Source organism: Allorhizobium sp. GW101-3B10, assembly GCF_059424725.1.
Map to the genome: position 1 here is coordinate 4,524,684 of NZ_JBWKZR010000001.1, position 26,723 is coordinate 4,551,406.

The 26,723-nt window shown below is 64.8% G+C and carries 20 protein-coding genes; 14 read left to right on the forward strand and 6 right to left on the reverse strand.

Annotated elements, in window-relative coordinates:
* Positions 1 to 35 precede the first annotated feature (35 nt).
* The 13 genes from AC07Y0_RS22095 (at position 36) to AC07Y0_RS22155 (ending at position 15,148) form a co-directional block, all read left to right on the forward strand.
* A complete protein-coding gene (locus tag AC07Y0_RS22095; RefSeq protein ID WP_498679775.1) occupies positions 36 to 443 on the forward strand; it encodes a F0F1 ATP synthase subunit epsilon in 408 nt (135 codons plus the stop codon).
* 218 nt (positions 444 to 661) lie between these two features.
* Complete coding sequence (locus AC07Y0_RS22100) at positions 662 to 1,597, forward strand: L-lactate dehydrogenase (RefSeq protein WP_498679776.1); 936 nt, start codon at positions 662 to 664, stop codon at positions 1,595 to 1,597.
* 146 nt (positions 1,598 to 1,743) lie between these two features.
* A complete protein-coding gene (locus tag AC07Y0_RS22105) occupies positions 1,744 to 2,118 on the forward strand; it encodes an ArsR/SmtB family transcription factor (RefSeq protein ID WP_498679777.1) in 375 nt (124 codons plus the stop codon).
* A 108-nt stretch (positions 2,119 to 2,226) separates the two neighbouring features.
* Positions 2,227 to 3,123, forward strand: coding sequence for a LysR family transcriptional regulator (locus AC07Y0_RS22110; RefSeq protein ID WP_498679778.1), 897 nt, complete (start codon positions 2,227 to 2,229; stop codon positions 3,121 to 3,123).
* A 190-nt stretch (positions 3,124 to 3,313) separates the two neighbouring features.
* Positions 3,314 to 3,793 (forward strand): formate dehydrogenase subunit gamma, encoded by a 480-nt coding sequence (locus tag AC07Y0_RS22115; RefSeq protein ID WP_498679779.1) that lies wholly within the window; start codon positions 3,314 to 3,316, stop codon positions 3,791 to 3,793.
* Entirely contained in the window at positions 3,790 to 5,346 is a 1,557-nt protein-coding gene (locus AC07Y0_RS22120) for a formate dehydrogenase beta subunit (RefSeq protein ID WP_498679780.1), read from the forward strand. The genes AC07Y0_RS22115 and AC07Y0_RS22120 overlap by 4 nt, the downstream gene beginning before the upstream one ends.
* A complete protein-coding gene (locus tag AC07Y0_RS22125; RefSeq protein ID WP_498679781.1) occupies positions 5,343 to 5,558 on the forward strand; it encodes a DUF4287 domain-containing protein in 216 nt (71 codons plus the stop codon). Before AC07Y0_RS22120 ends, AC07Y0_RS22125 begins: the two co-directional genes overlap by 4 nt.
* 63 nt (positions 5,559 to 5,621) lie before the next feature.
* Positions 5,622 to 8,501, forward strand: a complete 2,880-nt coding sequence (gene fdhF / locus AC07Y0_RS22130; RefSeq protein ID WP_498679782.1) for a formate dehydrogenase subunit alpha — start codon at positions 5,622 to 5,624, stop codon at positions 8,499 to 8,501.
* Between the two features lie 143 nt (positions 8,502 to 8,644).
* Positions 8,645 to 9,463: a formate dehydrogenase accessory sulfurtransferase FdhD gene (fdhD, locus tag AC07Y0_RS22135; protein ID WP_498679783.1), complete on the forward strand. Its 819-nt coding sequence runs from the start codon at positions 8,645 to 8,647 to the stop codon at positions 9,461 to 9,463.
* Positions 9,453 to 9,683, forward strand: a complete 231-nt coding sequence (locus AC07Y0_RS22140; RefSeq protein WP_498679784.1) for a formate dehydrogenase subunit delta — start codon at positions 9,453 to 9,455, stop codon at positions 9,681 to 9,683. The genes fdhD and AC07Y0_RS22140 overlap by 11 nt, the downstream gene beginning before the upstream one ends.
* A gap of 86 nt (positions 9,684 to 9,769) precedes the next feature.
* Positions 9,770 to 11,161 carry a sigma-54-dependent transcriptional regulator gene (locus tag AC07Y0_RS22145; RefSeq protein ID WP_498679785.1) on the forward strand — a complete coding sequence of 464 codons (1,392 nt, stop codon included), beginning with the start codon at positions 9,770 to 9,772 and terminating at the stop codon, positions 11,159 to 11,161.
* Positions 11,154 to 13,178, forward strand: coding sequence for a sensor histidine kinase (locus AC07Y0_RS22150; protein ID WP_498679786.1), 2,025 nt, complete (start codon positions 11,154 to 11,156; stop codon positions 13,176 to 13,178). Before AC07Y0_RS22145 ends, AC07Y0_RS22150 begins: the two co-directional genes overlap by 8 nt.
* A gap of 314 nt (positions 13,179 to 13,492) precedes the next feature.
* The gene (locus AC07Y0_RS22155) at positions 13,493 to 15,148 is read left to right on the forward strand and encodes an OFA family MFS transporter (protein WP_498679787.1); all 1,656 of its coding nucleotides are present in this window, start codon (positions 13,493 to 13,495) and stop codon (positions 15,146 to 15,148) included.
* A gap of 129 nt (positions 15,149 to 15,277) precedes the next feature.
* On the opposite strand, the gene AC07Y0_RS22160 is transcribed toward AC07Y0_RS22155, so the two are convergent.
* From AC07Y0_RS22160 to rocF, 4 genes are all read right to left on the reverse strand, one after another.
* On the reverse strand, positions 15,278 to 15,757 hold the full coding sequence (locus AC07Y0_RS22160) for a chemotaxis protein CheW (RefSeq protein ID WP_498679788.1): 480 nt from the start codon (positions 15,755 to 15,757) through the stop codon (positions 15,278 to 15,280).
* Positions 15,757 to 17,529 carry a methyl-accepting chemotaxis protein gene (locus AC07Y0_RS22165; RefSeq protein ID WP_498680310.1) on the reverse strand — a complete coding sequence of 591 codons (1,773 nt, stop codon included), beginning with the start codon at positions 17,527 to 17,529 and terminating at the stop codon, positions 15,757 to 15,759. The genes AC07Y0_RS22160 and AC07Y0_RS22165 overlap by 1 nt, the downstream gene beginning before the upstream one ends.
* Before the next feature lie 320 nt (positions 17,530 to 17,849).
* Positions 17,850 to 19,052, reverse strand: a complete 1,203-nt coding sequence (rocD, locus tag AC07Y0_RS22170) for an ornithine--oxo-acid transaminase (RefSeq protein WP_498679789.1) — start codon at positions 19,050 to 19,052, stop codon at positions 17,850 to 17,852.
* 18 nt (positions 19,053 to 19,070) lie between these two features.
* Positions 19,071 to 20,006 (reverse strand): arginase, encoded by a 936-nt coding sequence (gene rocF / locus AC07Y0_RS22175; RefSeq protein WP_498679790.1) that lies wholly within the window; start codon positions 20,004 to 20,006, stop codon positions 19,071 to 19,073.
* 121 nt (positions 20,007 to 20,127) lie between these two features.
* Between rocF and AC07Y0_RS22180 the strand changes: the two genes are divergently transcribed.
* On the forward strand, positions 20,128 to 20,553 hold the full coding sequence (locus tag AC07Y0_RS22180) for an Lrp/AsnC family transcriptional regulator (RefSeq protein ID WP_115670334.1): 426 nt from the start codon (positions 20,128 to 20,130) through the stop codon (positions 20,551 to 20,553).
* Positions 20,554 to 20,572: 19 nt separating this feature from the next.
* Here AC07Y0_RS22180 and AC07Y0_RS22185 read toward each other — a convergent pair whose 3' ends face one another.
* Both AC07Y0_RS22185 and AC07Y0_RS22190 read right to left on the reverse strand, forming a co-directional pair.
* The gene (locus AC07Y0_RS22185; RefSeq protein WP_498679791.1) at positions 20,573 to 24,742 is read right to left on the reverse strand and encodes a translocation/assembly module TamB domain-containing protein; all 4,170 of its coding nucleotides are present in this window, start codon (positions 24,740 to 24,742) and stop codon (positions 20,573 to 20,575) included.
* Between the two features lie 30 nt (positions 24,743 to 24,772).
* Positions 24,773 to 26,698: an autotransporter assembly complex protein TamA gene (locus AC07Y0_RS22190; protein ID WP_498679792.1), complete on the reverse strand. Its 1,926-nt coding sequence runs from the start codon at positions 26,696 to 26,698 to the stop codon at positions 24,773 to 24,775.
* Positions 26,699 to 26,723: the final 25 nt, after the last annotated feature.

Sequence of the window (26,723 nt, forward strand, 5' to 3'; positions counted from 1 at the left end):
CGCCGTTCCCGCCTCTATAGAAGAAGTGAACAACCATGGCCGACAATTTCAATTTTGAACTCGTTTCGCCCGAGCGCCTGCTGCTTTCCGAAAAGGTGAGCGAAGTTGTCATCCCGGCAACCGAAGGCGAAATGACCGTCATGGCCCATCATGCGCCGACGATGACGACGATCAAGCCGGGCGTGGTTACGGTGAAGCTGGCCTCCGGCCAGGTGAGCAAATATGTCGTGTTCGGCGGCTTTGCCGATATCGTGCCGAGCGGCTGCACGCTGCTGGCCGAATCGGCCGTGGCGCTCAGCGACCTCAACCGCGAAACGCTGACCAAGCGCATCGAGGCTGCCCGCGCCGAGCTCAACGCCGTCGAAGGCCACGAGCACAAGACCCGCCTCGAGCAGTATCTGGCCGAGCTGACCCATCTGAACGGCGTGCTGATGCCGGCGTGAGCCGGTCGCAAGAATACCGACTGACAAGGAGCGGCCTTCTGGGCCGCTTTTTTATGTCCGGCTGGCCGCTCTCCCGGCCGCCGCGTCGTCGCCCGCGCCGCCATGCCCGGTCGGCGTAATGCACTTTCTGTCAAAACCCTCACGTTGCTTGACGTAATGCCATACAATTGAAAGCTTCGTGCTCTCTGATATGCTGCAATGCAAACGGAGGTGAGGGCATGAAGGTCGGGATTGTTGGAGCGGGCATGGTCGGCAGCTCTGCGGGCTATGCGCTGGCCATGATGGGAATTGCCAGCGACATCGTGTTTGTCGACAAGAATGCCGCGCTTGCGATTGCCCAGGCCGAGGACATTTCCCATGCCGTGCCCTTCGTGTCGGCCACCACCGTCACCGCCGGCGATTATGATGCCCTGGCCGGCACGCGAGTGGTGATCATCGCCGCCGGCGTCAGCCAGAAGCCCGGCGAGAGCCGGCTCGAACTGCTGGAGCGCAATGCCGGGGTGTTCCGCGAGGTGGTGGCGGAGGTGCTTCGCGCCTCGCCCGATGCGATTCTGCTGATCGCCTCCAATCCGGTCGACATCATGACGCAGATCGCCACACGGCTGTCCGGCCTTCCGCCGCAGCGGGTGATCGGCTCCGGCACCATTCTCGATACGGCCCGGTTCCGCAGCCTCGTCGGCCGCCATCTCGGCATCGCGCCGCAGTCGGTGCATGCCTATGTGCTGGGCGAGCATGGCGACAGCGAGGTGCTGGCCTGGTCGAATGCGCGGGCCGGATCGGTTGCCCTTCGTTCCTTCGCCGAGCAGGTCGGCAAGCCGCTGACCGAGGATGAGCGGCGGGCGATCGACGATGGCGTCCGCAATGCCGCCTACAGGATCATCAACGGCAAGGGATCGACCTATTACGGCATCGGCGCCGGTCTCGCCCGGATCGTCAAGGCGATCGCGCAGGACCAGAGGGATGTGCTGTCGGTATCGATCGTCACGCCCCGGGTGGCCGATGTCTATGACGTAGCCCTGTCCGTGCCGCGCATCATCGGCGCGACCGGCGTAAGCGCCGATCTCTTCCCGGACCTGGATGACGAGGAACATGCAGCACTTCATCGAAGCGCCGCGCTGCTCAAGGAGCGCGTCGAATCGGTCAGCCTGCGATAGCGGTCGCTGCCGCGAGGCGGCGGTCGTTGAGCGGCGCGCGGAGAAATCGCTTTGACGCCGCCATTTGCCGGGTTAGGTCATTTTCGCCGCATTTGCATTGTCGTATAACGCCTTTCGAATGTGTATCGCGATCGTTGGATGGATTCATGAATTTGCCGCAGATCAGGGCCGGGATCGAAAAGGAACAGCTGGAGGGCTTCATGTCGAAGGCCCGTGCAGCCAGCACGCTTCTGAAAGCCCTGTCGCATGAAACCCGGTTGCTGATCCTGTGCATTCTCAGCCAGGGTGAAAAGACCGTCGGCGAAATCGAGTCCATCCTCGGCCTGCAGCAGGCCGTCGTGTCGCAGCAGCTGGCGCGGCTCCGCCTTGAGCGGATCGTCACCACCCGCCGGGACGGCCGGCTGATCTATTACAATATCACCGATCCCTCGCTCACCGCTCTCGTGTCTGTCCTCTATGACATGTATTGCGGCACGAACGCCGGAGCCGTCCCTCTGGGTGATGTCGTGGTGAAAGACTGACGCGTCTTTAGCGCCGCCGTTCTCGCCGACCGGGCGCTCCTTGGCAGCCGGCCCTGCCGGTTTGCGCTTCGACCGCTTCGCGCTTAGACTCGCGGCCGAGGAGTGCCCATGATCGACAAGCTCGAATTCTTCATTGCTCTTGCCCGCGCCCAGCATTTCGGCCGGGCGGCGGAGGAGTGCGGCATCACGCAGCCGACGCTGTCGGCGGCGATCCGGCAGCTTGAGGATCACCTCGGCGTGATGCTCGTGAACCGCGGCTCCCGCTATCAGGGACTCACCCCCGAGGGCCAGCGCGTGCTGGAATGGGCCCGCCGCATCGTCGGCGATACCCGCACCATGCGCGAGGAGATGCGGGCAGCACGCCGGGGCCTTGCCGGCCATATCCGCATCGCCGTCATTCCCACGGCCCTGTCCATGGTGCCGCGAATCACCGGTCCGTTCCAAGAGAAGCATCCGGACGTCACCTTCTCGGTGAGTTCGCGCACCTCGCTGCAGGTGCTGAGCCTGCTGGAAAACCTCGAGATCGACGCCGGGATCACCTATCTCGACAACGAGCCGCTTGGCCGGGTCACCTCCGTGCCGCTCTATGCGGAGCGCTATCACCTGATTGCGGCAGCCGGCACGCCGCTCAGCGATCGCGACCATGTGACATGGCGTGAGGTCGCCGATCTTCGGCTTTGTCTATTGACCGCGGACATGCAGAACCGCCGCATCATCAACCAGCACATGGCCGAAGCCGGAGTTTCGGTGAAGCCGACGCTCGAATCCAATTCGATGATCGTGCTGTTTTCCCACATCCGAACCGGCCGCTGGGCCTCGATCATGCCCCGTAACGTGGCCGAATCCTTCGGTTTCTCCGCCGAGATCCGAATGATCCCGATCACCGAGCCGGAGGCCGCGCATTCGGTGGGGCTGGTCGCGCAATATCGCGAGCCTTTCACGCCACTGGTCTCCGCCCTGCTGCATGAGGCCCGCCGGCTCGCCGAACTCCAGGCGTTTCAATAGATTTCTTCTATCGTTGCACGGGACTGCTTTATTGACCTGCCCGGGGCGCAGGGTCATCCTGTCGCATCGTCAGGGAGTTCGACGGGAAAGCGGACTGCGTCGGCGCAATCAGAGTTAAAGAACCGACTGGACATTTGCTTTCCACGTGTCAGCCTCTTGGCCAGTTCGTGTCGGTTTGGGAGGGCTGATCATGAATATTCGATCATCTGCGGATGATTTGGTTTCTCGCACGCAAGCGATCGTCGCCGAGTTCAACGGCCTCGAAGGTCCGCTGCTGCCGATCCTGCATTCGATCCAGGAAAGCTTCGGCTATGTGCCTGACGAGGTGAAGCCGGTGCTCGCGGAGGCGCTCAACCTGTCGCGCGCCGAGGTGCACGGAGTCGTCAGCTTCTATCATGATTTCCGCGCCCATCCCTCCGGCCGCCATGTGCTGAAACTCTGTCGGGCCGAGGCCTGCCAGTCGCGTGGTGGCGAGGCCCTGGCCGACCGGGTGCGCGAACTGCTCGGCATCGATTTTCACGGGACGACGCCGGATGGCGCGGTAACGCTGGAGCCGGCCTACTGTCTCGGGCTCTGCGCCTGCGCGCCCGCCGCCATGCTCGACGGCGAACTGCACGGCCGGCTCGATGCGCAGGGGCTGGAGCAACTGGTCGGGGAGGCGCGGCGATGAGCTTGACGATCTATGTTCCCCAGGATGCCGCGGCGATCGCCGTCGGTGCCGACAAGGTGGCGGTGGCGATCGAACGGGAAGCCAAGCTTCGCGGCCTCGACGTGTCGATCATACGCAATGGCTCGCGCGGCCTCCTGTGGCTTGAGCCGCTGATCGAGGTTCGCACCGGACGCGGCCGTATCGCCTATGGACCGGTTACGGTCGCCGATGTGCCGGGCCTGTTCGAGGCGGACTTCGTGGCCGGCGGCGAGCATCCGCTCTGTCAGGGGCTGACGAAGGAAATTCCCTATCTCGCTCGCCAGACGCGGCTGACCTTCTCCCGTTGCGGCGTGACCGATCCCCTCTCGCTGGCCGACTATCGCCACTATGAAGGGTTCAAAGGCCTGGAGAAGGCCGTGGCCATGGGCCCCGCCGACATCGTCAAGACGGTGACCGACAGCGGCCTGCGCGGGCGCGGCGGTGCGGGCTTTCCGACCGGCATCAAATGGAAGACAGTCGCCGATGCTCCGGGCGATCGCAAATATATCGTCTGCAATGCCGATGAGGGCGACAGCGGCACCTTCTCCGACCGGATGATCATGGAGGGCGATCCCTTCGTGCTGATCGAGGGCATGATCATCGCCGGCATCGCCACCGGCGCCACCAAGGGTTATGTCTACACCCGTTCCGAATATCCGCACGCTATCAAGACGATGCGCGCGGCGATCGACATCGCCCGCGGCGCCGGCATTCTCGGACCGTCGGTCATGGGGTCGGCGCATGCCTTCGACATCGAGGTGCGCATGGGCGCCGGCGCCTATGTCTGCGGCGAGGAAACCTCACTGCTCAACTCGCTCGAAGGCAAGCGCGGCATCGTCCGGGCCAAGCCGCCGCTTCCGGCGCTGCAGGGCCTGTTCGGCCGGCCGACGGTGGTCAACAACGTGATCTCGCTCGCCTCCGTCCCGGTCATCCTCGACCGCGGCGCCACCTTCTACCGCGACTACGGCGTCGGCCGTTCGCACGGCACGATCCCGATCCAGCTTGCCGGCAATATCAAGCATGGCGGCCTCTACGAGACCGCCTTCGGCCTGACGCTGGGCGAGATCATCTACGACATCGGCGGCGGTACGGCGAGCGGCCGGCCCGTCAAGGCCGTGCAGGTCGGCGGCCCGCTCGGCGCGTACTTCCCGCCCTCCCTGTTCGACACCGTGTTCGACTACGAGGCCTTTGCCGCCAAGGACGGGCTGATCGGCCATGCCGGTATCGTCGTGTTCGACGACACGGCCGACATGCTGAAGCAGGCGCGCTTCGCCATGGAATTCTGCGCGATCGAAAGCTGCGGCAAGTGCACCCCCTGTCGCATCGGCTCGACGCGCGGCGTGGAGACGGTCGACCGGATCGCCCGCGGCATCGAGCCGGAAAAGAACCGGGCGCTGCTCACCGACCTCTGCAACACGATGAAGTTCGGCTCGCTCTGTGCGCTCGGCGGCTTCACCCCCTATCCGGTGATGAGCGCGCTCCATCACTTCCCCGAGGATTTCGCCCCGGCACCCATGGTGGAGGCGGCGGAATGAGCGAGAGCGAAAGAGTGAAGGGCCCGGCCTCCTACTTCCCGTCCATCGAGAAGACGTATGGCCAGCCGATTTCCTACTGGCAGGAGATCGTCCGGGCCCAGGAAGGCAAGGCTCACATGCAGATCGTGGCGTTCCTGAAGGAAACCCATGGTCTTGGCCATGGTCATGCCAATGCGCTCGTCGCCGCGACACTGGCCGAGCGCAAGTCGTAAGCAGAATTGAACTTGACCGCCTGGCTTCGCGCCGTGGCGGGAACGATCTATCCGGAGGTTCCAATGCCCCTCGTTTCTGAAATCGACTACGGTACGCCCGCGTCCCGATCCACCGAGACGGTGACGCTCACCATCGACGGCCGCCAGGTCACCGTTCCGGCCGGCACCTCCGTGATGCGCGCCTCGATGGAGGCCGGGATCCAGGTGCCGAAACTCTGCGCCACCGACATGGTGGATGCTTTCGGCTCCTGCCGCCTCTGTCTCGTCGAGGTCGAGGGCCGCAACGGCACGCCGGCCTCCTGCACGACGCCTTGCGCGCCGGGCATGGTGGTCCACACCCAGACGGAACGGCTGAAGCAGATCCGCAAGGGCGTGATGGAGCTCTATATCTCCGACCACCCGCTCGACTGTCTGACCTGCGCCGCCAATGGCGACTGCGAACTGCAGGACATGGCAGGCGCGGTCGGCCTGCGCGACGTGCGCTACGGTTATGAGGGCGACAATCACGTCAAGGCGCGCAACGACGGCGACATCAACGCCAAGTGGATGCCCAAGGACGAGTCCAATCCCTATTTCACCTATGACCCGTCGAAGTGCATCGTCTGCTCGCGCTGCGTGCGGGCCTGCGAGGAGGTGCAGGGCACGTTCGCGCTGACGATCGAGGGCCGCGGCTTCGACAGCCGGGTGTCGCCCGGTGCACACGAGGATTTCCTCTCTTCCGAATGCGTTTCCTGCGGCGCCTGCGTGCAGGCCTGTCCGACCGCGACGCTCACCGAAAAGTCGGTAATCGCCATCGGCCAGCCCGAGCATTCGGCTGTCACGACCTGTGCCTATTGCGGCGTCGGCTGCTCGTTCAAGGCGGAAATGCGCGGCGAGGAACTGGTGCGCATGGTGCCCTACAAGGACGGCAAGGCCAATCGCGGCCATTCCTGCGTCAAAGGCCGGTTCGCCTATGGCTATGCCACCCACAAGGACCGCATTCTCAATCCGATGGTGCGCGAGAAGATCACCGACCCCTGGCGCGAAGTCACCTGGGAGGAAGCATTCGCCCACGTCGCGTCCGAGTTCCGCCGTCTCCAGTACCAGTACGGCAAGGATTCGATCGGCGGCATCACCTCGTCGCGCTGCACGAATGAAGAGACCTTCCTGGTGCAGAAGCTGATCCGCGCCGGCTTCGGCAACAACAATGTCGATACCTGCGCCCGCGTCTGCCATTCGCCGACCGGCTATGGTCTCGGCCAGGCCTTCGGCACTTCGGCCGGCACGCAGGACTTCGATTCGGTCGAGCATTCCGACGTGCTCATGGTGATCGGCGCCAATCCGTCGGCGGCGCACCCGGTCTTCGCCTCACGCATGAAGAAGCGCATCCGTCAGGGCGCCAAGCTGATCGTGCTTGACCCGCGCGAGACCGAGACCGTCACTTCGGTCCACGCCAAGGCGGACTACCATCTGCCGCTGAAACCCGGCACCAATGTCGCGGTCGTCACCGCGCTGGCGCATGTCATCGTCACCGAAGGTCTGTTCAACGAGGCCTTCATCCGCGAACGCTGCGACTGGTCGGAATTCGAAGACTGGGCCGCCTTCGTCGCCGAGCCGCAGCACAGCCCGGAAGAGACGGAAAAGTTCACCGGCGTTGCGGCCGATCTGGTGCGCGGTGCGGCCAGGCTCTATGCGCGCGGCGGTAATGGGGCGATCTATTACGGCCTCGGCGTCACCGAGCACAGCCAGGGCTCGACGACCGTCATGGCGATCGCCAACCTTGCCATGGCGACCGGCAATATCGGCCGCCCCGGCGTCGGCGTGAACCCGCTGCGCGGTCAGAACAACGTGCAGGGCTCGTGCGACATGGGGTCCTTCCCGCACGAACTACCGGGCTATCGCCACGTCTCCGACGACGCGACGCGCGACACGTTCGAGAAGCTCTGGGGCGTCAAGCTCGACAGCGAACCGGGCCTGCGCATCCCGAACATGCTCGACGCCGCCGTCGACGGCTCGTTCAAGGGCATCTACATCCAGGGCGAGGACATCCTGCAGTCCGACCCCGACACCAAGCATGTCTCGGCCGGCCTTGCCGCGATGGAATGCGTCGTCGTGCACGACCTGTTCCTCAACGAGACGGCCAACTACGCCCATGTCTTCCTGCCGGGCTCGACCTTTCTGGAAAAGGACGGCACCTTCACCAATGCCGAACGCCGCATCAACCGCGTGCGCAAGGTGATGTCGCCGAAGAACGGCTTTGCCGACTGGGAAGTGACGCAGAAGCTCGCCCAGGCCATGGGCCTGCCGTGGAACTACAGCCATCCGTCCGAGATCATGGACGAGATCGCCGCGACCACGCCGAGTTTCGCCAGCGTGTCCTACGACCTCCTGGAAAAGATGGGTTCGGTGCAGTGGCCCTGCAATGAGAAGTTCCCGGAAGGCTCGCCGATCATGCACGTCAACGGCTTCGTGCGCGGCAAGGGCAAGTTCATCCGCACGGAATATGTGGCGACCGACGAACGCACCGGCCCGCGCTTCCCGCTGCTTCTGACCACCGGCCGCATCCTGTCGCAGTACAATGTCGGCGCCCAGACGCGCCGCACCGAGAACGTCACCTGGCATGCGGAGGATCTTCTGGAGATCCATCCGCACGATGCCGAACAGCGCGGCATCAAGGACGGCGACTGGGTGCGTCTTGCCAGCCGGGCCGGCGAAACCACGCTTCGGGCGCAGATCACCGAACGTGTTTCGCCCGGCGTCGTCTACACGACCTTCCATCATCCCGAGACGCAGGCCAACGTCATCACGACTGACTTCTCCGACTGGGCGACCAATTGCCCGGAATACAAGGTGACCGCGGTGCAGGTCGCGCCGTCCAACGGCCCGTCCGAATGGCAGCAGGACTATGAGGACCTGTCGCGCCAGTCGCGCCGCATCGCCGGCAAGCTGGAGGCGGCGGAGTAGGGAATGGCCCAGGCTTGCGGCTTCATGCCCCTCACCCCGACCCTCTCCCCGCGCGCGGGGAGAGGGGGAGGAGACGTTGCGGCATGTCTCCTTCTCCCCGCCTGCGGGGAGAAGGTGCCGGCAGGCAGATGAGGGGCCTATCCATGAAGACCGCCACCTCCATTCCCGAACTGCAGTGCCGTCACGGCATCCTGGCGACGGGCGCCCGCGTCGTTCCGGAAGAAGTGCCGATCGCCTTTTCCTATGGCGGTTCGACCCATGCCGTGATGATGGCGACGCCCGCCGATCTCGAGGACTTCGCGCTCGGATTCTCGCTGTCAGAGGGCATTGTTTCCGAACCTGCCGACATCGTCTCGATCGAGGCGGTGATGGCCGGCGGCGGCGTCGACGTGCAGATCATCCTGGCGGACGCGACGGCAGAGGCGCTGACGTCGCGACGTCGTCACATGGCCGGCCCGGTCGGTTGCGGGCTGTGTGGCATCGAATCGATCGAGCAGGCTATGCGGCAGGTCCCGTCGGTCGAGGCCGACGATTTCAGCCTGGCTCCGGCGCAGATTGCCGAGGCGGTGAAGCTTCTGGGGGACGGACAGAGCCTCAACCGCGAAACGCGCGCCGTGCATGGCGCCGGATTCTTCGTGCCCGGCCAGGGCCTTATCGCATTGCGGGAGGACGTCGGCCGCCACAACGCGCTCGACAAGCTTTCGGGCGCGGTGATCCGCGCCGGGTATTCCGGCTCCCAGGGCGCCGTCGTCGTCACCAGCCGCCTGTCGGTGGAGATGGTGCAGAAGACGGCGGCGCTGAAATGCCCCATCTTGATCGCCGTCTCGGCTCCGACGGCCCTTGCCATTCGCACGGCGGAGGAGGCCCAGATTACGCTCGTCGGCATTGCGCGGGGCGACGAGTTTGAAATTTTCACCAGATCAGAGCGCATCATTGCCGGAGTGAACGCCCATGTCGCATGACACCACCGAGAAGCTCGTTCGCATGGCGAACCAGATCGCCACCTTCTTCCTGTCGCAGCCGGAAGCGGTGCGCCTCGAAGGCGTCGCGAACCACATCAACAAATTCTGGGAGCCGCGCATGCGCCGCGAGTTGTTCGAGCACATCGACAAGGGTGGTGAGGGCCTTCTACCGCTGGTGATGGAAGCCTCCAAGGTCATCAAGCGTCCGGTCGCGGCCTGAACACCAGAGGCGCCGGGTTCGCTTTGGCGTTTCGCGTCGCCTCTGTTATGCAAGACCGACGTTGAACGAGGGAGGCGGGCGACACGGTGAGAGGGGAAACGGCACGAAAGGTTCCCGCCAGCGAGCGGGATCCAGAATTTGGTCCCTGGCTGGCGCAGGCGACGATCCTCGTCGTCGACGACGAGCCGGGCATGCGCAATTTTCTCGTGCGCACGCTCAGCCCCCGCTGCAAGCGGATCGAGGAAGCCGCCGATGCCGAAGAGGCGTCGCGCAAGCTCGACCAGCACCATTTCGACGTCGTCATTCTCGACAATATCATGCCGGGCAAGAACGGCGTCGACTGGCTGATCGAGCAGCGGGCGATCGGCTTCTTCGCCGACGCCATCCTGATGACCGCCTATGCGGATCTCGAAACGGCGATCCGTGCCTTACGTGCCGGCGCCGTCGATTTCGTGCTGAAGCCCTTCCGCTCCAACCAGATCCTCAATGCCGTGGCGCGCTGCCTCGACCGCATGCGATTGCAGAGGGAGAACTTCGTGCTGCGCTACGAGCTTCGGGCGACGGCCGACCATATCCTGCTGCGCGACAAGCTGATCGGCGGTTCGGCCGCGATCCAGCAGGTGCGCGAAACGCTGGCCCGCGTTGCGCCCTTGCCGACGACTGTGCTTCTGACCGGCGAATCCGGCACGGGCAAGGAGGTTGCGGCCCGATCGCTGCATGCGCTCTCCGACCGTGCGGCCAAACCCTTCGTCCCGGTCAACTGCGCGGCCATTCCGCCGGATGTGATCGAATCCGAGCTGTTCGGCCATGTCCGCGGTGCGTTCACCGGCGCGGAAGCCGGGCGTGAAGGCCTCTTCCTGCATGCCCAGGGCGGCACGCTGTTCCTCGACGAGATCGGAGAAATGCCGCTCGCGACGCAGAGCAAGCTCCTGCGCGTGATCGAGGATCGCCGGGTGCGCCCCGTCGGGGCGGAACGCGAAGTGCCGGTCGACCTGCGCTTCGTCTTCGCCACCAACGCCAATCTGGAAAAGCTCGTGCAGCAAGGCGGCTTCCGTCCGGATCTCTACTACCGCATCAACGTCATGCAGTTGAAGCTGCCGCCGCTGCGCGACCGGGGCGACGACGTTCTCGAGCTTGCCAGCCTCTTCATGCACAAGTTGTCGCAGCAGCTCGGCATGCCGCCGGTGCCGATCGACAAGGCGACGAAGGCAGCGCTGTCAGCCTATGCATGGCCGGGCAATGTGCGCGAACTGCGCAATCTGATCGAGCGTTCGCTCATTCTCGGCGGCTTCCCTGACGATTTCCGCGGTCAGCGGACAGGCGCGGTAACTGCGCCGTCGGGAACGCTGGAGGAGGTGGAGCGCCGTCATATCCTGGCCGTGCTCGAGCAGACCGGCGGAGATCGCGAGGAGACGGCCCGACGGCTCGGCATTTCGCGCAAGACCATCGACCGCAAGCTCGTGTCGTGGAATGCCTGAGGCGGAGACCCACGAGCCGGGGCTGCGCCGCGGGCGATCGATCCGCTACCGCCTCCTTGCCATCGCGCTTCTGCCGACGCTCGTCATCCTGCCGCTGCTGCTGGTCGCCACCATGGCGCGCTGGGAGACGAAGTTCGATGCGCTCCTGACGTCGAAGGTCAATGCCGACCTCACCATCGCGCACCAGTATCTCGCACGGATCCTGGAGAATACGGGCGAGCATCTCTCGGCGCTGACCGGTTCGGTCGCGTTCCGGGAGGCGGCGACGCGCGACGGCGGGGCCGGACTGGCGGCCTATCTGGAGGAAAATCGCACGCGCCTCGGCCTCGATTTCCTCTTTCTCGTGCGCCGGGACGGCGTGGCGACGGAGCCGGTGGGGCTTGCGGGGCAAGGTCGGCTGCGAACGGACTGGCCGGTCTTCGACGCCGCATTGGCAGGAGAGCCGAAGACGGCGATCGATATCTTCTCCCAACAGGAGCTGGCGGCCGTATCGCCGGAGCTTGCGGCGCGCGCGAAGCTCGAACTCGTGCCGACGCCGAATGCGGTGCCGACCGACCGGGCGAGCGAAACGCGCGGCATGGTGGTGCATTCGGCAAGCCCGGCGTCGCTGCCGGACGGGAAGGATGCCGCCCTGGTCGGCGGCGTCCTGCTCAACCAGAACCTCGTCTTCATCGACACGATCAACGATCTCGTCTATCGCGCCGCGAGCCTGCCGGAGGGCAGCCAGGGCACGGCGACGCTCTTCCTTGAAGACGTGCGGATCAGCACCAATGTCCGGCTGTTCGAGGGCAAACGGGCGCTCGGCACGCGTGTCTCGGCCGCCGTGCGCCAGACGGTGCTGGACGAGGGGCGCGTCTGGCTCGACAGCGCTTTTGTCGTCAATGACTGGTACGTCTCCGCCTATGAGCCGATCAGCGACAGTTTCGGCAGGCGGATCGGCATGCTCTATGTCGGTTTCCTCGAAGCGCCGTTCGCCCGCGCCAAGACCGAGACCATCATCGGCATCGTCGTCGCCTTCCTTCTGGTGACGGCCGCGAGCGTGCCGATCTTCCTGCGCTGGGCGCGGGCGATCTTCAAGCCGCTGGAACGCATGACCGGCACCATTGCGAAGGTCGAGCAAGGCGATCTCGGCGCACGCTCGGGTCTCACCGACGGCAGCGACGAGATTGGCCGTGTGGCCGTCCATCTCGACAGCCTGCTCGACCAGTTGCAGCAGCGCGACCGCGACCTGCGGCGCTGGAACGACGAACTCAATGATCGCGTGGCCGAGCGCACGCGCGAACTCGAACTGGCGAACCGGCAGCTGGAGGCGACGACCAAGCAGCTCGTCATGTCGGAAAAATTGGCGGCGATCGGCGAGATCACGGCGGGCGTCGCCCACGAAATCAACAATCCGATCGCCGTCATGCAGGGCAATCTCGACGTGGTGCGCAGCGTGCTCGGCGACCGGGCGAACGATCTTTCCACCGAACTCCGGCTGATCGACGAACAGATCCATCGGGTCAGCCAGATCGTCACCAAGCTGCTGCAATTCGCCAAGCCGGAGGAATATGCCGGCTATGTCGAGCGCCATCATGTCGCCGGCGTGATCTCGGACTGCCTGCCGCTCGTGCAGCATCTTCTCGGCAAGGCCGATATCGAGATCGAGCGGGACGATGGTGCGACCCGGCAGGTCCTGATGAACCGGACCGAGCTGCAGCAGGTGCTGATCAACCTGATCGTCAACGCCATCCATGCCATGCCGGATGGCGGCACGCTTCGCCTTGTCAGTCGCGACGAGACGCGCGATGGTCACGACGGCATTCGGGTCGACGTGGAGGACACCGGCATCGGCATGACGTCCGACGTGCTCGCGCGGATCTTCGATCCGTTCTTCACCACCAAGCGACGGCAGGGTACCGGTCTCGGCCTTTCGATCAGCCAGACGCTTGTCCGGCGTCAGGGTGGAGCGCTCACCGTCGAGAGCGAGCCGGGCAAGGGGACGAGCTTTTCCATCTGGCTTCCCGAGGCGAACTGACGGGAGTTTCATGGACGTTTTGTCCGTGCCGGTCGGACATTTTGTCCACTGCGGGGCTGTGGCTTCGGCTAAGTAATTGAAAAATGCCAAGTTCGGGTTGGCACGGCGGTTGCTAGCTTATTCTTGTTCCTGGCACATCCCTTGGAGAGGGGATGCGGGCGGGAGCAGGGAGGAGGCGGCGAAGGCCACTTCCTGTGTTTGGCTCGGTTCCGCGGAGGGCCTTGTCGTCAGGAGCGACAAGGCGCAGCATTCGAGGACAGCCGGGTCGGGGATAGAGCCATCGGCGATGACCGATGGGAGGGAGGATTTCAAATATGTCTGCTACGACCGAAACATTGACAGGCGGCTATGGGGGCGGTGGCCTTCTCGACCGCGAACGCATCATTGCCAAACCGGGCTTCAATCGCTGGCTGGTGCCGCCGGCCGCCCTTGCCATTCATCTCTGCATCGGCATGGCCTATGGATTTTCCGTCTTCTGGCTGCCGCTCACCAAGTCGCTCGGCATCGGCCAGTCCATCGCCTGTCCGGATCTGACGCTGGCATCAGCGCTGTTCACCACCAGCTGCGACTGGCGCGTCGCCGATCTCGGCTGGATCTATACGCTGTTCTTCGTCCTGCTCGGCTCGTCGGCTGCAATCTGGGGCGGCTGGCTGGAGCGGGTCGGTCCGCGCCGGGCGGGCTTCGTCTCGGCCTGCTGCTGGTGCGGTGGCATCCTGATCGCCGCCGTCGGCGTCATGACCCACCAGTTGTGGCTGATGTGGCTCGGCGCCGGCGTGATCGGCGGCATCGGCCTCGGGCTTGGCTACATTTCGCCGGTCTCGACGCTGATCAAGTGGTTCCCCGACCGTCGCGGCATGGCGACCGGCATGGCGATCATGGGCTTCGGCGGCGGTGCGATGATCGGTGCGCCGCTGGCCGACATGCTGATGAACATCTTCAAGAGCGAGACCTCGGTCGGCGTCTGGCAGACCTTCGTCGTCATGGCGGGGGTCTACTTCGTCTTCATGATGGGCGGCGCCTTCGGCTACCGCATCCCGCCGGCCGGCTGGCGTCCCGAAGGCTGGGTGGCGCCGGTCGCCAAGGACAGCATGATCACCAGCCGCCACGTCCACCTGAAGAACGCCCACAAGACCAAGCAGTTCTGGCTGATCTGGGCGGTTCTCTGCCTCAACGTCTCGGCCGGCATCGGCGTGATCGGCATGGCTTCGCCCATGCTGCAGGAAATCTTCGCCGGCTCGTTGCTCGGCCTGCCCGAGCTGAAGTTCTCCGATCTCAGCAAGGAGCAGCTGACGGCCATCGCCGCGATCGCCGCCGGCTTTACCGGGCTTCTCTCGCTGTTCAACATCGGCGGGCGCTTCTTCTGGGCTTCGCTCTCCGACAAGATCGGCCGCAAGAACACGTATTACGTCTTCTTCCTGCTGGGCATCCTGCTTTACGCCTCGGCCCCGTGGGCCGCCGGCATCGGCAGCAAGGTGTTCTTCGTCGCCGCTTTCTGCATCATCCTGTCCATGTATGGCGGCGGCTTTGCCACCATTCCCGCCTATCTCGCGGACATCTTCGGCACGCAGTTCGTCGGCGCGATCCACGGCCGTCTGCTGACCGCCTGGGCAACCGCCGGCATCATCGGCCCGGTGGTGGTCAACTACATCCGCGAGGCGCAAATCGCGGCGGGCATTCCGCGCGCCCAGGTCTACGACTTCACCATGTACATCCTGGCCGGCATGCTGGCGCTCGGCCTTATCGCCAACGCCTTGGTCAAGCCGCTGTCCGACAAGTGGTTCATGTCGGACGAGGAAGTGGCGTCGCTGCAAGCCAAGACGAAGGCCGCGGCTGCCGGTCCCTCCGGGTCCTTCGGCATCGGCACGGGTGGCCTCGACGCGAAGGCGCTGGTCGCCTGGGCCGTGGTCGGCATTCCGATCCTCTGGGGCGTGTGGATCACGCTGCAGAAGACCTTCGTTCTGTTCGGCTGAAGCATCTGAATCGGCAAGGGTGGAGACAGCGCTCCCTGGCTCCACCTCCGGTCAATGCACAAAGAAAAAGGGCTCCGCATTGCGGAGCCCTTTGTTGTGATTGCTGCGATCTTATGAAGTGGCGGACGATCAGGCGGCGAGCTCTTCGATTTCGCTGCCCTTGAACATCTTGGCGAGGTTCAGGAAGCAGATCATGCCATGTTCGTTGGCAATGATGCCTTCGGAGAAGGACTTGTCGAAGGAAGCCGAGATTTCCGGAACCGGCTGAACCTGGCTCGAAGGGATCGTCAGGATGTCCGAGACGCGGTCGACCAGCATGCCGATGACCATGTTGTGGACTTCGGCGACGACGATGGCGGAACGCTCGTTGGCGACGGTGCTCTTCATGCCCAGCTTGTAGGCGAGGTCGATGATCGGAATGACCGAGCCGCGCAGGTTCATTACGCCGATCACGTCTGCAGGGGCATGCGGGATCGGCGTCGACGGCGCCCAGCCGCGGATTTCGCGGATGGTCGTGGTCTTGACGCAGAATTCCTGGTCATGCAGCCGGAAGGCGATGATTTCGAGGGTTTCGCCGTTGAAGCTTGTCGAATTGATCGCGGATGCCATTAGAATTCTTCCCAACTTTCCTGTGCCTGGGCAGTCGCAGCGCCACCGGTTGCGGCACGAGCGACCTTCGCCATGAGTTTGCGTGCCGGGGATGCGACAGGTCGGGCATCGGGACGCGCTACGGATACTGTATTCGAAGAGTGTTGCCCAATTCTAAACTGAGCCACGAGATTGCGAAGGGTTTCGGCTTCGCGGGCCAGGCTGTGGCTGGCTGCGGTCGTCTCCTCGACCATGGCGGCGTTGTGTTGCGTGTTCTGGTCCATGGCGTTGACCGCCTTGTTGATCTCCTGCAGGCCGGTCGCCTGTTCACGGGACGCTTCGACGATGGCGATGACGTTGAGGTTGATGTCCTGGACTTCCGCGACGATCTGCTCCAGCGCCTTGCCGGTCTGGCCGACGAGGCTGACACCGTTGCGGACCTGTTCTCCGGACGTGGTGATCAGGGCCTTGATCTCCTTGGCGGCATTGGCGGACCGCTGGGCAAGCTCGCGCACCTCCTGGGCGACAACGGCAAATCCCTTGCCGGCCTCTCCCGCGCGGGCTGCTTCGACGCCGGCATTCAGCGCCAGCAGGTTGGTCTGGAAGGCGATGTCGTCGATCACGCCGATGATGTTGGATATTTCGCGGGACGACGCCTCGATCTGGCCCATGGCATTGATCGCGCTCTTGACCACTTCCCCGGATTTTTCCGCGCCAGCCTTGGTTCTGGCAACGAGCGAGCCTGCTTCCTCGGCGCGCTTGGAGCTGTCGCTGACCGTCTGGGTGATCTCTTCCAGCGCCGCTGCGGTTTCTTCCACGGCTGCGGCCTGCTGCTCGGTGCGCTTGGCCAGGTCGTCGGAGGCTGACTGGATCTCGCGCGAACCGGCGGCGATCGCATTGGTGTTGTCGCCGACCGTGCTCATCGTCGCCTGCAGCTTGTCCAACGAGTTGTTGAAGTCGACGCGCAGGCGGTCCAGGCTGGGCAGGAGCGGATGATCGATCCGAACCGTCAGGTCGCCGTCTGCGAGCGCGGTGAGGCCGACCGCCACATCATCGACCGAGCGGACGCGTTCGGTGACATCGGTGGCGAACTTGACGACCTTGAAGACCTTGCCGTTCATGTCGAAGATGGGATTGTAGGACGCCTGGATCCAGACGACCCTGCCGCCCTTGCCGATGCGCTTGAATTCTTCGGCGACGAATTCGCCGCCGGCGAGCTTCTGCCAGAAGCGCTGGTAGTCGGCGCTTTGGGTATAGGCCAGCTCGCAGAACATCGCATGATGCTTGCCCTGGATCTCGCCGAGGCTGTAGCCAAGCGTCTTGAGGAAATTGTCGTTTGCCGTCAGGATCTCGCCGGTCGTGGTGAACTCGATGACGGCCTGGGCTCTGGAGACTGCTGCGAGCTTGCCGGCGTCCTCCGCCGCTCTCAGTTTCGCGGCGGTGATGTCGGTGGCGAACTTCACCACCTTGTAGGGCTTGCCGCCGCTGAAAACCGGGTTGTAAGAAGCCTGGATCCAGACGTCCTGGCCGGTCTTGCTGATCCGCTTGTACTCGCGCGCATCGAATCGGCCGGCGGCAAGCGAGGCCCAGAACTGCTTATATTCCTGGGAGGCGACATAGGTCGGGTCGCAGAACATGCTGTGATGCCTGCCCTGGATTTCCGACAGCTGGTATCCAAGCGCGCGGCAGAAGTTCTCGTTTGCCGTGATGATCTTGCCATCAAGGGTGAACTCGATGATTGCCTGCGAACTGTTTAGGGCTGCCAGGATCGCTTTTGCGTCCGCGCCGAACATATTGATGTGCACTCTCAGTCCTCCTCGTTTTGGCGCATGGAGGCGCGGCTAAACCGTCTCCAGTACCGTGGATCTCAATCGAAATATAACTAGGGTCGCCTTTGCGCGGCGGATCTGCCCGACGCTCCTGCCCCTGAAAAATAGGGGGTTTTGGTTAAGAGCTTCTAAAGGAGTTGACGGCGAGATTCAAAATTTCATCCCGTGGGCATCTGCTCACCAAAAAAGTCTGCACCGAAATACATGCCTTGAACGAAGAGAGGCTCTCGCCAAAAGACGAGAGCCTCTCCAATCAGCCGAGATACGGATGGTTGATCGCTTGGTTACTGCAGCAGAACCTTGCTTATTCTCTCCAGTGCCCAGTCCACTTGTTCCCTAGTAATAACCAGTGGCGGCGCTAAACGGATGGTGTCGACGTGGGTGTCCTTGGCCAACAGGCCGAGATCCTTCAGCGCGTAGCAATACTGCCTTGCACCACCGGCATCCGGGTCGAGTTCGACTGCCAGCATCAGGCCGCGACCGCGGACATCCTTGACGATGTTCGAGCGGATGGACTTCAGCCCCTCGAGGAAGTACTCGCCCATGGCGGCGGAGTTCTCGACCATCCTTTCCTCGACCAGCACCTTGAGCGCCTCGCGGGCAATGGCGCAGGCGAGCGGATTGCCGCCGAAGGTCGAGCCATGCTGGCCAGGCTTCAAGACGCCGAGCACCTCGGAATTGGAGAGTACAGCCGAGACGGGGTAGAACCCGCCGGACAGGGCCTTGCCGATCAGCGTCACGTCGGCCTCGATGCCTTCATGTTCCTCGGCGAGCAGCTTGCCGGTGCGGCCAAGGCCGGTCTGGATCTCGTCGAGAATGAGCGTGACATTGTTGTCGGTGCAGAGTTCGCGCACCCGCCGCAGATAACCGGCCGGCGGGATGATGACGCCCGCCTCGCCCTGGATCGGTTCGATCAGTGCGCCCACGGTGTTCTCGTTGATCGCCGCCTCGAAGGCCTCGGCGTCGCCGAAGGGTACGGTGCGGAAGCCGGGCGTGAAGGGACCGAAGCCGCCGCGCGCATCCGGATCGGTCGAGAAGGAGACGATGCTGAGCGTGCGTCCATGGAAGTTGCCGGAGCAGACGATGATCTCGGCCTTGCCCTCGGGCACGCCCTTGGTCTCGTAGCCCCATTTGCGCACGGCCTTGATGGCGGTTTCGACCGCCTCGGCGCCCGAGTTCATCGGCAGGATCTTGTGCGAGCCGGTGAGTGCTGCCAGCTCTTCGTAGAGAAGCGCCAGCTGGTCGTTGCGGAAGGCGCGCGAGGTGAGCGTCAGCTTGGAGGCCTGTTCCGTCATGGCGGCCAGGATGCGCGGATGGCAGTGCCCCTGGTTGACGGCCGAATAGGCCGACAGGCAGTCGAGATACTGGTTGCCTTCGCTGTCCCAGACATGGACGCCCTGGCCGCGCGTCAGCACGACGTCGAGGGGTTTGTAGTTGTGCGCGCCGAGGCGCTGTTCGGTGGCGATGAGCTCTGCTGTGTTCGACATCGTTGGTCCTCGGGTTGCTTAGGCGGCGCGGGTGGGGCGGTCGAGAATGCGGCGGCCGAACAGGCTGGCCGCGAGTTCGACGATGACGCGGGCGCTCTTGCCGCGGTCGTCCAGGAAGGGATTGAGCTCGACGAGGTCGAGCGAGGAAACGAGGCCGCTGTCGTGCAGCATTTCCATGATCAGGTGCGCCTCGCGAAACGTCGCGCCGCCCGGAACCGTGGTGCCGACACCCGGCGCGACGTCCGGATCGAGGAAGTCGACGTCGAGGCTGACATGCAGCAGGCCGTTGACCTTCGAGACATCGGCAATGATCCTCCGCATGATTGCGCCCATGCCGTCCTCGTCGATGGCGCGCATGTCGAAAACATTGACGCCGTTCGCCGTGATCGCCAGGCGCTCCTCGTCATCCACCGAACGGATGCCGACCTGATAGACCTGGCGCGGATCGACGAAGGGCCGTCCGGCCGGCAGGATCGGCGCGAATTCCGCCTTGCCGCAGAAGAAGGCGACCGGCATGCCGTGGATGTTGCCGGAAGGCGAGGTGGACGGCGTGTTGAAATCCGCGTGTGCGTCGAGCCAAAGCACGAACAAGGGGCGCCCAAGCTCGCTTGCGCGCCGCGCCATGCCGGAAACGCTGCCCATCGACAGGCTGTGGTCGCCACCGAGGAGGACGGGAAGCGTGCCTTCGGCCGCGGCCCGATAGGTCCTGTCCTCGATGGCGCGGGTGAACGCTGCGACGACCGGAAGATTGCGGGCATGGGCATGCTCGCCGAGCTCCGTGGCCGGCGTCGGGCGCAGGTCGCCGGCGTCGGTGACGCGGTAGCCGAGCTCGCGGAGCGCCGATCCGATGCCCGCGATCCGCAGCGCCGCCGGGCCCATGGCACAGCCGCCGCGGCCAGAGCCTTCCTCCAGCGGAACACCGATCAGCGTGACGGCCTTGGTCTTGTCGTTCATCAGGATCTCCTCGTCTGCAAGGCGCGATCTTCGTCAATGCGCGCGTTAGCAAAAAGATGGAAAATGATCAGAAAGCGAGTTAGATTGCGCAAAGTGCCAGCCAATTATGACGAGATGTAAAATGGACGACCTTGATCGCGATATTCTCAGCGCTCTGCGCCACAATGCTCGCATCCCGGCATCGTCACTTGCGGCGATGACCGGGGCGTCCCGAGCCACGATTGCCGCCCGGATCGACCGTATGGTGGCAGACGGAACAATCGCCGCCTTCACCATCCGTACCGGCAGCGAGATCCGCCCGGCCGGTGTCCGGGCGATCGTCATGATCGAAGTGGTGGGAAAGTTCGCCGATCGCGTCGCGCATCAACTGCGCGGCCTGCCCGAGGTCCGGGCGCTGCACAGCACCAACGGGCGCTGGGATTTCATTGCCGAGCTCGAGGACCGCGATCTTGCCTCGTTCGACGAGACGCTGCGGCGGATCCGCCTGATCGAGGGGATCAACACGACCGAATCGAGCATCCTGCTGAAGACCAGCAAGGTCGGTTGATCGCCGATCCTTTGCCGGCTCAGTATTCCTTTTCGTAGAAGATGCCCGCTCCTGCGCCTTCTGCCCCTGCTTCGCCCTTCAGCTTGACGCCGCGGCCGATGTCGAGGTTGATCACCGCCTTGGTCTGGCCGGTGCCGCCCTGCTGGAGCTCGATATAGGTTTTGTCGTTGAGGTACTTGCCGGCGCTGACCTTGGCCTGGCCCGTCTCGTCGGTGGAAATGTCGAGATCGTCGACGCCGAGCGTCGAGCGCAGCGCCTCGAACAGCGAGGTGGAACGGCCACCGGCGAGCTGGGCTGCGGCATCGGCGAGCTGGGCGATCTGCAGCGGCGACAGGCGGGCCATGGACTGGCCGAAGATCAGCTGCGCCAGGATCTCGTCCTGTGGCAGGGACGGCGACGAGGAGAAGGACACCGACGGATCATTGGCAAAGCCGGCGATCGTGATCGTGATCGTCGTCGTGCCCGAGGTGGTCGTCGCCTCCATGTCGAGGATCGGCACCAACCCCCCGCCGAAGGTGATGGTGCCGCGGGTGAACTGCATGCGTTTCGTCAGGATCGACAGGCGGCCGCGCCTGAGGTCGAAGGCGCCGGAGACGTTCGGAGCCTGGGCTGTGCCGGTGACCGCGATCGTGCCCCCGAGTTCCGCATCGATGCCGCGGCCGCGCACGAAGATCTGCGTCGGCGACGAGACGGTGAGGTCGAGGCCGATCGACGACTGGCTGCCATGGTGCTCGGTCTTGGTGATCGTCGCCATCTGCTGGCGCACGGCGGGCGGCGCATGCCTGTGCTGGATGTCGAGTTCGGACAGGCTGGTCGGCAATTTCTCCGGAATGGTGATCGCAGTTTTCGTCAGGTCGATCTTGCCGGCCAGCACAGGGCCTGAGAGCAGCGGTCCCTTGATGGTCAACTGTCCGTCGGCGGTGCTCGCCACCATGGTGCCGTCGACATAGACGGCCTTGTCGAGGGTGATGGCGATGTCGGCCGGCAGACCGGGCGAAAGGATGTCGATCGTGCCGCCGCCGGAAATGCTGCCGCCGCTGGCGAGCTTGCCGGTGAGGCCGGTGACGGAGGCGCGGTTACCCTGCAAGGTAACGGTCGCCGCCAGTTGCTCAACAGCCAGGTTGCGGCGGACGTCGATCAGGCGGGCGCCGGCGGTGCGCACGGTGCCGGTGACCTGTGGTGCGGCGAGCCCGCCGGAGACGGAAACATCGAGATCGGCCGCACCTTCGAGCACGAAACCCTGGCGCGACAGCATGCCGGTGAGTGCGGCAAAGGGCAGTTTTCCGGTGAACTTCATGGCGATCGGCCGTTGGCCGGAAAGGCTGAACGTTCCGCCCCCGGAAAGGCCGAGCCCGGCCTGGCCGGTGACCTCAGTGTCGAGCGACAGCCGACCGTCGCGGAAATCGCCCTTGGCGGAAACCGAGAACGCCCCGATGCCGGTCGAACGGGTCTGGGCGACAGCGGCGTTTGTCCAGTCGAGCGCATAGGTGACGACCGGTGCGGCGGGCGTTCCCCTGACCGAGACCGTTCCGGAGATCGTGCCGTCGGGTGCGAGCGTGGGGGCCACGGTCGCAATGAGCGAGGCGGGCACGTTGCGAAGCGCGGCGTTGAGATCGAGCGTGTCACCGGCGCTGCCCGTAACATCGACCGTACCGGAGCCGGCGGAAATCGTCGCCGTGTCGATCGTCAACTTGCCGCCGGCAACGGTCAGGGCGGCGGGCTTGGCGAGCGTGAGCGGGATGCGGCGCGGTGCCGCGGACAGCGTCTCGAGTGCGATGCTCAAGCCTGCCGCCTGCTGCTCGATGCGGCCCTTGGCCGCGAGCGGCGCGCCGTCGTAGCGGCCGTCGAGTTCAAAGGCAGTGCTGGCACCCTGTCGTGAAAATCCGAGCTTGGGCGTCTCAATGCGGTTGGCGCCGACCGACACGGCCGAGGCGCTGAGACTGCCTTCGGCGGCAAAGGCGGCAAGGTCGGAGATGGCAAGGCGGATGTCGGGTGCGTCAACCGTCACCGTGTCGCGCGTGAGCGTCGAACCGGTCGCCACGATGGTGGCCGACCGCTTGCCCCCGCTTTCTGCAAGATCGACGGAGCCTTTGAGATCGCCGCTCGCGTTCTGGCCCGCCAGGGCGGCGATCAGGCCGACTTCCGGCAGGTCGAAACGCAGCGTTCCCGAGGGTGCGAAGGCCGGAGAGAAGGCAAGCGCGCCTTCGATCTGGTTGGGGCCGACCGTGACGACCAGCGCCGGAATGGAGGAACGGCCGTTTTCGGCGACGAGATCGGCGGTCGCCTCGATCGCCTGGCCGTCGAGCGTGCCGGACAGTTTCAGCGTGCCCTTCGGCGCCGTCCTGTCGGCGGTTCCCGCGATCTCAAGTGCAAGGTTCTCCAGCTTGCGTCCGGCGGCGATGGCTGTGGCGCTTTTTAACGACAGTGTACCGGCCAGCGCGTCGAGCGGTCCTTCGGCCGAAAGGGCGAATTCGGCGCCGCCGCTGATGTTGTCGACCAGTGCGCCAAGTTCGGTGATGCGGCCGGCGAGATTGGTCGTCAGCCTGTTTTCTGCGTCGAGGGTCAGCGAGCCGGTCGCCTCGCCGAGATTGCTGGACAGCCTGAGGTCGGAGAACGCCAGATTGTGCGGCTGCGTGTAGTCGAGCGTGCCGGCAAGGCCGATCGTACCTTGGAACTTGCCCGCCAGGTTCGCCGGCAGGACGCCGGGAATGGCGAAGAGCTCGAAGCGGCTGGTGAGCGTCTTCTCGTCCAGCGCATAGTCGCCGTTGAGCTTGCCGCCGATCGTCGTGCTTTCGATGGTCGTGCCGTCGAAGCCGATCCTCGCCGCGCCGATCGTCAGCGGCGCCTTGATCGTCAGCGGCGCCTTGAGAATGCGGTCGAGCTCGGCGTCGGCGAGCTGGCTTGCGGCAACGGAAAGCGTGGTCTGAAGAGGTCCCGTGCGCGTGGCGAGATCGAAGCTGTCGCTCTTGGCCGCCAGGTCCACGCCGGAGAACTTGCCCTGCGGCAATTGCAGCGAGGCGAAGCGGCCGGTGAGATCGACGGTCGCGCCATTGGCGGGGCCGCTGACGGCAAGCGCGAGCTGCTCGATGTCCGCCGCGATGGTCTGCTCGCCGCTCGTCCAGCTGAAGGGAACCGGACCTGCGGTGCCGACCAGCCGCGCCTTCAGGTCATTTGTCCCGTTGGCGGCGTAGCGGCCCGACGCGGTCAGATCGAGCGCGGCGGTCGATAGCTTGCCCCGTTCGATCGTCACCGCGCCATTCCGGTCGAGATTTGCGGCGAGGTCGATCACCGTCTCCCCTTCGAACAGAGGACGAAGCGTCGGCGGCAGCAGTGCGTCGAAACGGCCGCCGCCGATGGCGGTGATGCTGCGCAGGCCGGTGGCAACGCGGTGCGTCGCATCGACGGCGAGAGACGGGCGGCCATCGACCGAGGCCGTCACCTTGCCCTTCCAGTCGGTGAGCGGGCCGTCGCCGTCGACGCCGATGCGCAGCGCCGGGCTGCCCGGCAGCCGCAGCAGGCCGGCGACGAGGCCGCCCGCCGGTTCATTCAGCACGCCGGTGAGGCGCAGGCGATTTTCGGCTGGCGCGTAGACGAGGTCGGCGGTTGCCTCGGCATCCGGCGCCTCGGCACGCGTGGCCCGAAGCTGCGCCTCGATCCGCTCGCTCACCGCCTGGCCGGAGCCGGTGAGCGACAGTCGGATGTCACGGCCGGCAAGGCCTTGGCCCAGATCGATGATGGGAAGGTCGAGCGATTTCACGTCGATCTCGACCGGCAGGGTGAAGCCGGAACCCGATTCCTCTTCCGCCGTGTCGTCCGCGGTTGCGACGGGCGCGCGATCGATGCGGACGGTGGCTGCGGCAATGCGCTCAGCCGTCAGGCGGCCGCCCAGGAGATCGAGAGGCGACCAGTCCATGGCGATGTCGCGGATTTCGGCATAGGGGCCCCGGCTGTCGGCCAGCGATATACTTTCGATCCGCAGGTCTCCGCCCAGCAGCGGCCCCGCGCCGTCGATGGTGATCTGCCGGTCGGGCGTCGAGAGCATGGAGGCAAGCTGGCCGGCCACGAAGCTGCCGCCTACGGTGGTATAGCCGGCGAGAAGGATTGCCACCACGCCGAGCACCAGCGTTACGCCGGCGCCATAGGCGATCAGGCGAAGAACAAATCTCGTGAGGCGTTTCAGCAGGCGCATGCGGCTTTCTTAGTCCTTCTCGGGTTCGGCTCAGAAGCTCTGGCCGATGCCGGCATAGATGCCGTATTTGCTGCCGCCGTCGTAAGGGTCGAGCGGCATGGCGACGTCGAGGCGCAACGGCCCGAACGGCGTCTGGTAACGCAGGCCGATGCCCGCCCCCATGCGGATATCGGAGAAATCCGGATAATTCGCGGCAGTCACAGAGCCGATGTCGAGGAAGGGCACGATGCCGATCTTCTCGGTCACGTTGACCCGCGCCTCGAAAGAGGCGAGCGCATAGGCCCGTCCGCCGGTCGGATCGCCGGCGGCGTTCTCCGGCGAGATTTCCTGATAGGCATAGCCGCGCACCGAGCCGCCGCCGCCGGCGAAGAATCGCCGCGTCGCTGGAACGGACTCAAGATCGCCCGCGCCGACCAGCATGCCGGCGGACAGCTTCGCCGCAAGAACGATGCGGTCCTCGTCGCCGAGGCTGTAATAGCCGGAGATCGAGCCCTCGAATGTCGAGAAGAAGGTCTCCCCGAGGATCTCGTAGCTCGGGATGACGGTCAGGGCCGCGTTGAAGCCCTCGGTCGGGTTGAGCTTGTTGTCGCGGGTGTCGCGGGTGTAGCCGATCGGAACGCCGAAGGTCAGGTAGGTATTGTTGCCGAAGGCGTCGTCGATGTCGTCATAGGCGAGCGAAACGCCGGCCGACACCTTGTCGTAATCAGTAATCTCGTAGGCGAAGGCAACCTTGCCGATGACCGAGGCGGCGTCATAGGACTCGGTCGTGAGCGTCGCACCCTTGATGCTCGCTTCCAGCGTCCCCGAGGGGAAGAAGGCGCCGGGTTTGATGAAGGTGATACCCGTGCTGTAGTCGAGATCCTCGACGCCGCTAAAGTCGCCGAGCCCGCCGACCTTGCCTTCGAGTCTCAGCGATTCCGCCTGACCGAACAGGTTGCGATGGCCCCAATAGCCCTCGACGCCCAACCCGTCGATGGACGAAAAACTGGCGCCGACGCCGAAATAGCGATGCTTGCCCTCGGCGACGACGATGCCGAGCGGCAGCGAACCGTCCTCTTCAAGCCCGTCCGCCTCGTTGATGGTCACGCTGGAGAACACGCCCAGCGCGCGCAGCCGCTCGGCCGCCTTACGCAACTGCTCCGGCGAATAGGTCTGGCCCGGCCGCAGCCGCGAATAGCGGGCGATGAATGCCGGATCGACCTTGCGGGCGCCCTTGACGGTCACCTCGCCGATCGGCGCGACAGGCCCGGCTTCGACCGCAAACACCACATCGACCGTCTGTGTCTCGTGGTCGGCGACGACATCCCGGCGCGCCAGCACGGCAAGCGGACGCCCCTCGGCCTTCAGATCGTCGACGATCTTTTCGCCGGCCTTGAGGATGACCAGCGAGCCGGCCGGCCCGCCCGGCACCAGATCATAGTTGGAAGGGTCGAGGCCCACGGCATCGCCCTCGAGCGTGACGGTTCCCAGCGCGAAGGCGGGGCCGGGATCGACGCGGATGGTCACCGGGATCGGGCCGTCGCGGCCAAAGGTCGGAATGGGTGGCAGGTCGTCGATATCGCGGCCGTCGACCGTGACGCGGACGACCCCGCCATAGCGGGAATTCTCATAGAGGGTAGCAACCAGGCGATCGCGGTCGTCGCGCGCCTTGATGACCAGTCCCAGGTCGCCCGACACGGGCGCCTCTTGCCCCTGCACCAGCAGGGAGGTGCGCTCCAGCGCCGCGGCAAGGTCCTTGTCGGCGCCGTCGGTATCGATGGTGATGCTGTAGCGGACCGGATCGATGACGTCGTTGACCGCCTCGTCCTCGCCGAAGAGGGTGATGCCGAAAATCTTGAAGGCATGGGCTTCGCCGGTCAGCACCGGAGCGAACGCCATGGCGAGCCCCAGCCCGAGTGCGGTGCCGGTCCTCCGAAACGCAAGACAGTTCTTCGGTGATATCGGAATACTCGGCATGCACACATTTGCTCGTTGCGGTCTG

Excerpts from the sequence above, each read along its gene's own strand:
- AC07Y0_RS22105 (WP_498679777.1), top strand. The coding sequence starts at position 1,744 with ATGAATTTGCCGCAGATCAGGGCCGGGATCGAAAAGGAACAGCTGGAG.
- AC07Y0_RS22165 (WP_498680310.1), bottom strand. The coding sequence starts at position 17,529 with ATGTTCGGCGCGGACGCAAAAGCGATCCTGGCAGCCCTAAACAGTTCG.
- AC07Y0_RS22180 (WP_115670334.1), top strand. The coding sequence starts at position 20,128 with ATGGACGACCTTGATCGCGATATTCTCAGCGCTCTGCGCCACAATGCT.
- AC07Y0_RS22190 (WP_498679792.1), bottom strand. The coding sequence starts at position 26,698 with ATGCCGAGTATTCCGATATCACCGAAGAACTGTCTTGCGTTTCGGAGG.
- rocD (WP_498679789.1), bottom strand. The coding sequence starts at position 19,052 with ATGTCGAACACAGCAGAGCTCATCGCCACCGAACAGCGCCTCGGCGCG.
- AC07Y0_RS22185 (WP_498679791.1), bottom strand. The coding sequence starts at position 24,742 with ATGCGCCTGCTGAAACGCCTCACGAGATTTGTTCTTCGCCTGATCGCC.
- AC07Y0_RS22095 (WP_498679775.1), top strand. The coding sequence starts at position 36 with ATGGCCGACAATTTCAATTTTGAACTCGTTTCGCCCGAGCGCCTGCTG.
- AC07Y0_RS22155 (WP_498679787.1), top strand. The coding sequence starts at position 13,493 with ATGTCTGCTACGACCGAAACATTGACAGGCGGCTATGGGGGCGGTGGC.
- AC07Y0_RS22150 (WP_498679786.1), top strand. The coding sequence starts at position 11,154 with ATGCCTGAGGCGGAGACCCACGAGCCGGGGCTGCGCCGCGGGCGATCG.
- fdhD (WP_498679783.1), top strand. The coding sequence starts at position 8,645 with ATGAAGACCGCCACCTCCATTCCCGAACTGCAGTGCCGTCACGGCATC.
- AC07Y0_RS22120 (WP_498679780.1), top strand. The coding sequence starts at position 3,790 with ATGAGCTTGACGATCTATGTTCCCCAGGATGCCGCGGCGATCGCCGTC.
- AC07Y0_RS22115 (WP_498679779.1), top strand. The coding sequence starts at position 3,314 with ATGAATATTCGATCATCTGCGGATGATTTGGTTTCTCGCACGCAAGCG.
- AC07Y0_RS22110 (WP_498679778.1), top strand. The coding sequence starts at position 2,227 with ATGATCGACAAGCTCGAATTCTTCATTGCTCTTGCCCGCGCCCAGCAT.
- fdhF (WP_498679782.1), top strand. The coding sequence starts at position 5,622 with ATGCCCCTCGTTTCTGAAATCGACTACGGTACGCCCGCGTCCCGATCC.
- AC07Y0_RS22140 (WP_498679784.1), top strand. The coding sequence starts at position 9,453 with ATGTCGCATGACACCACCGAGAAGCTCGTTCGCATGGCGAACCAGATC.
- rocF (WP_498679790.1), bottom strand. The coding sequence starts at position 20,006 with ATGAACGACAAGACCAAGGCCGTCACGCTGATCGGTGTTCCGCTGGAG.
- AC07Y0_RS22100 (WP_498679776.1), top strand. The coding sequence starts at position 662 with ATGAAGGTCGGGATTGTTGGAGCGGGCATGGTCGGCAGCTCTGCGGGC.
- AC07Y0_RS22125 (WP_498679781.1), top strand. The coding sequence starts at position 5,343 with ATGAGCGAGAGCGAAAGAGTGAAGGGCCCGGCCTCCTACTTCCCGTCC.
- AC07Y0_RS22160 (WP_498679788.1), bottom strand. The coding sequence starts at position 15,757 with ATGGCATCCGCGATCAATTCGACAAGCTTCAACGGCGAAACCCTCGAA.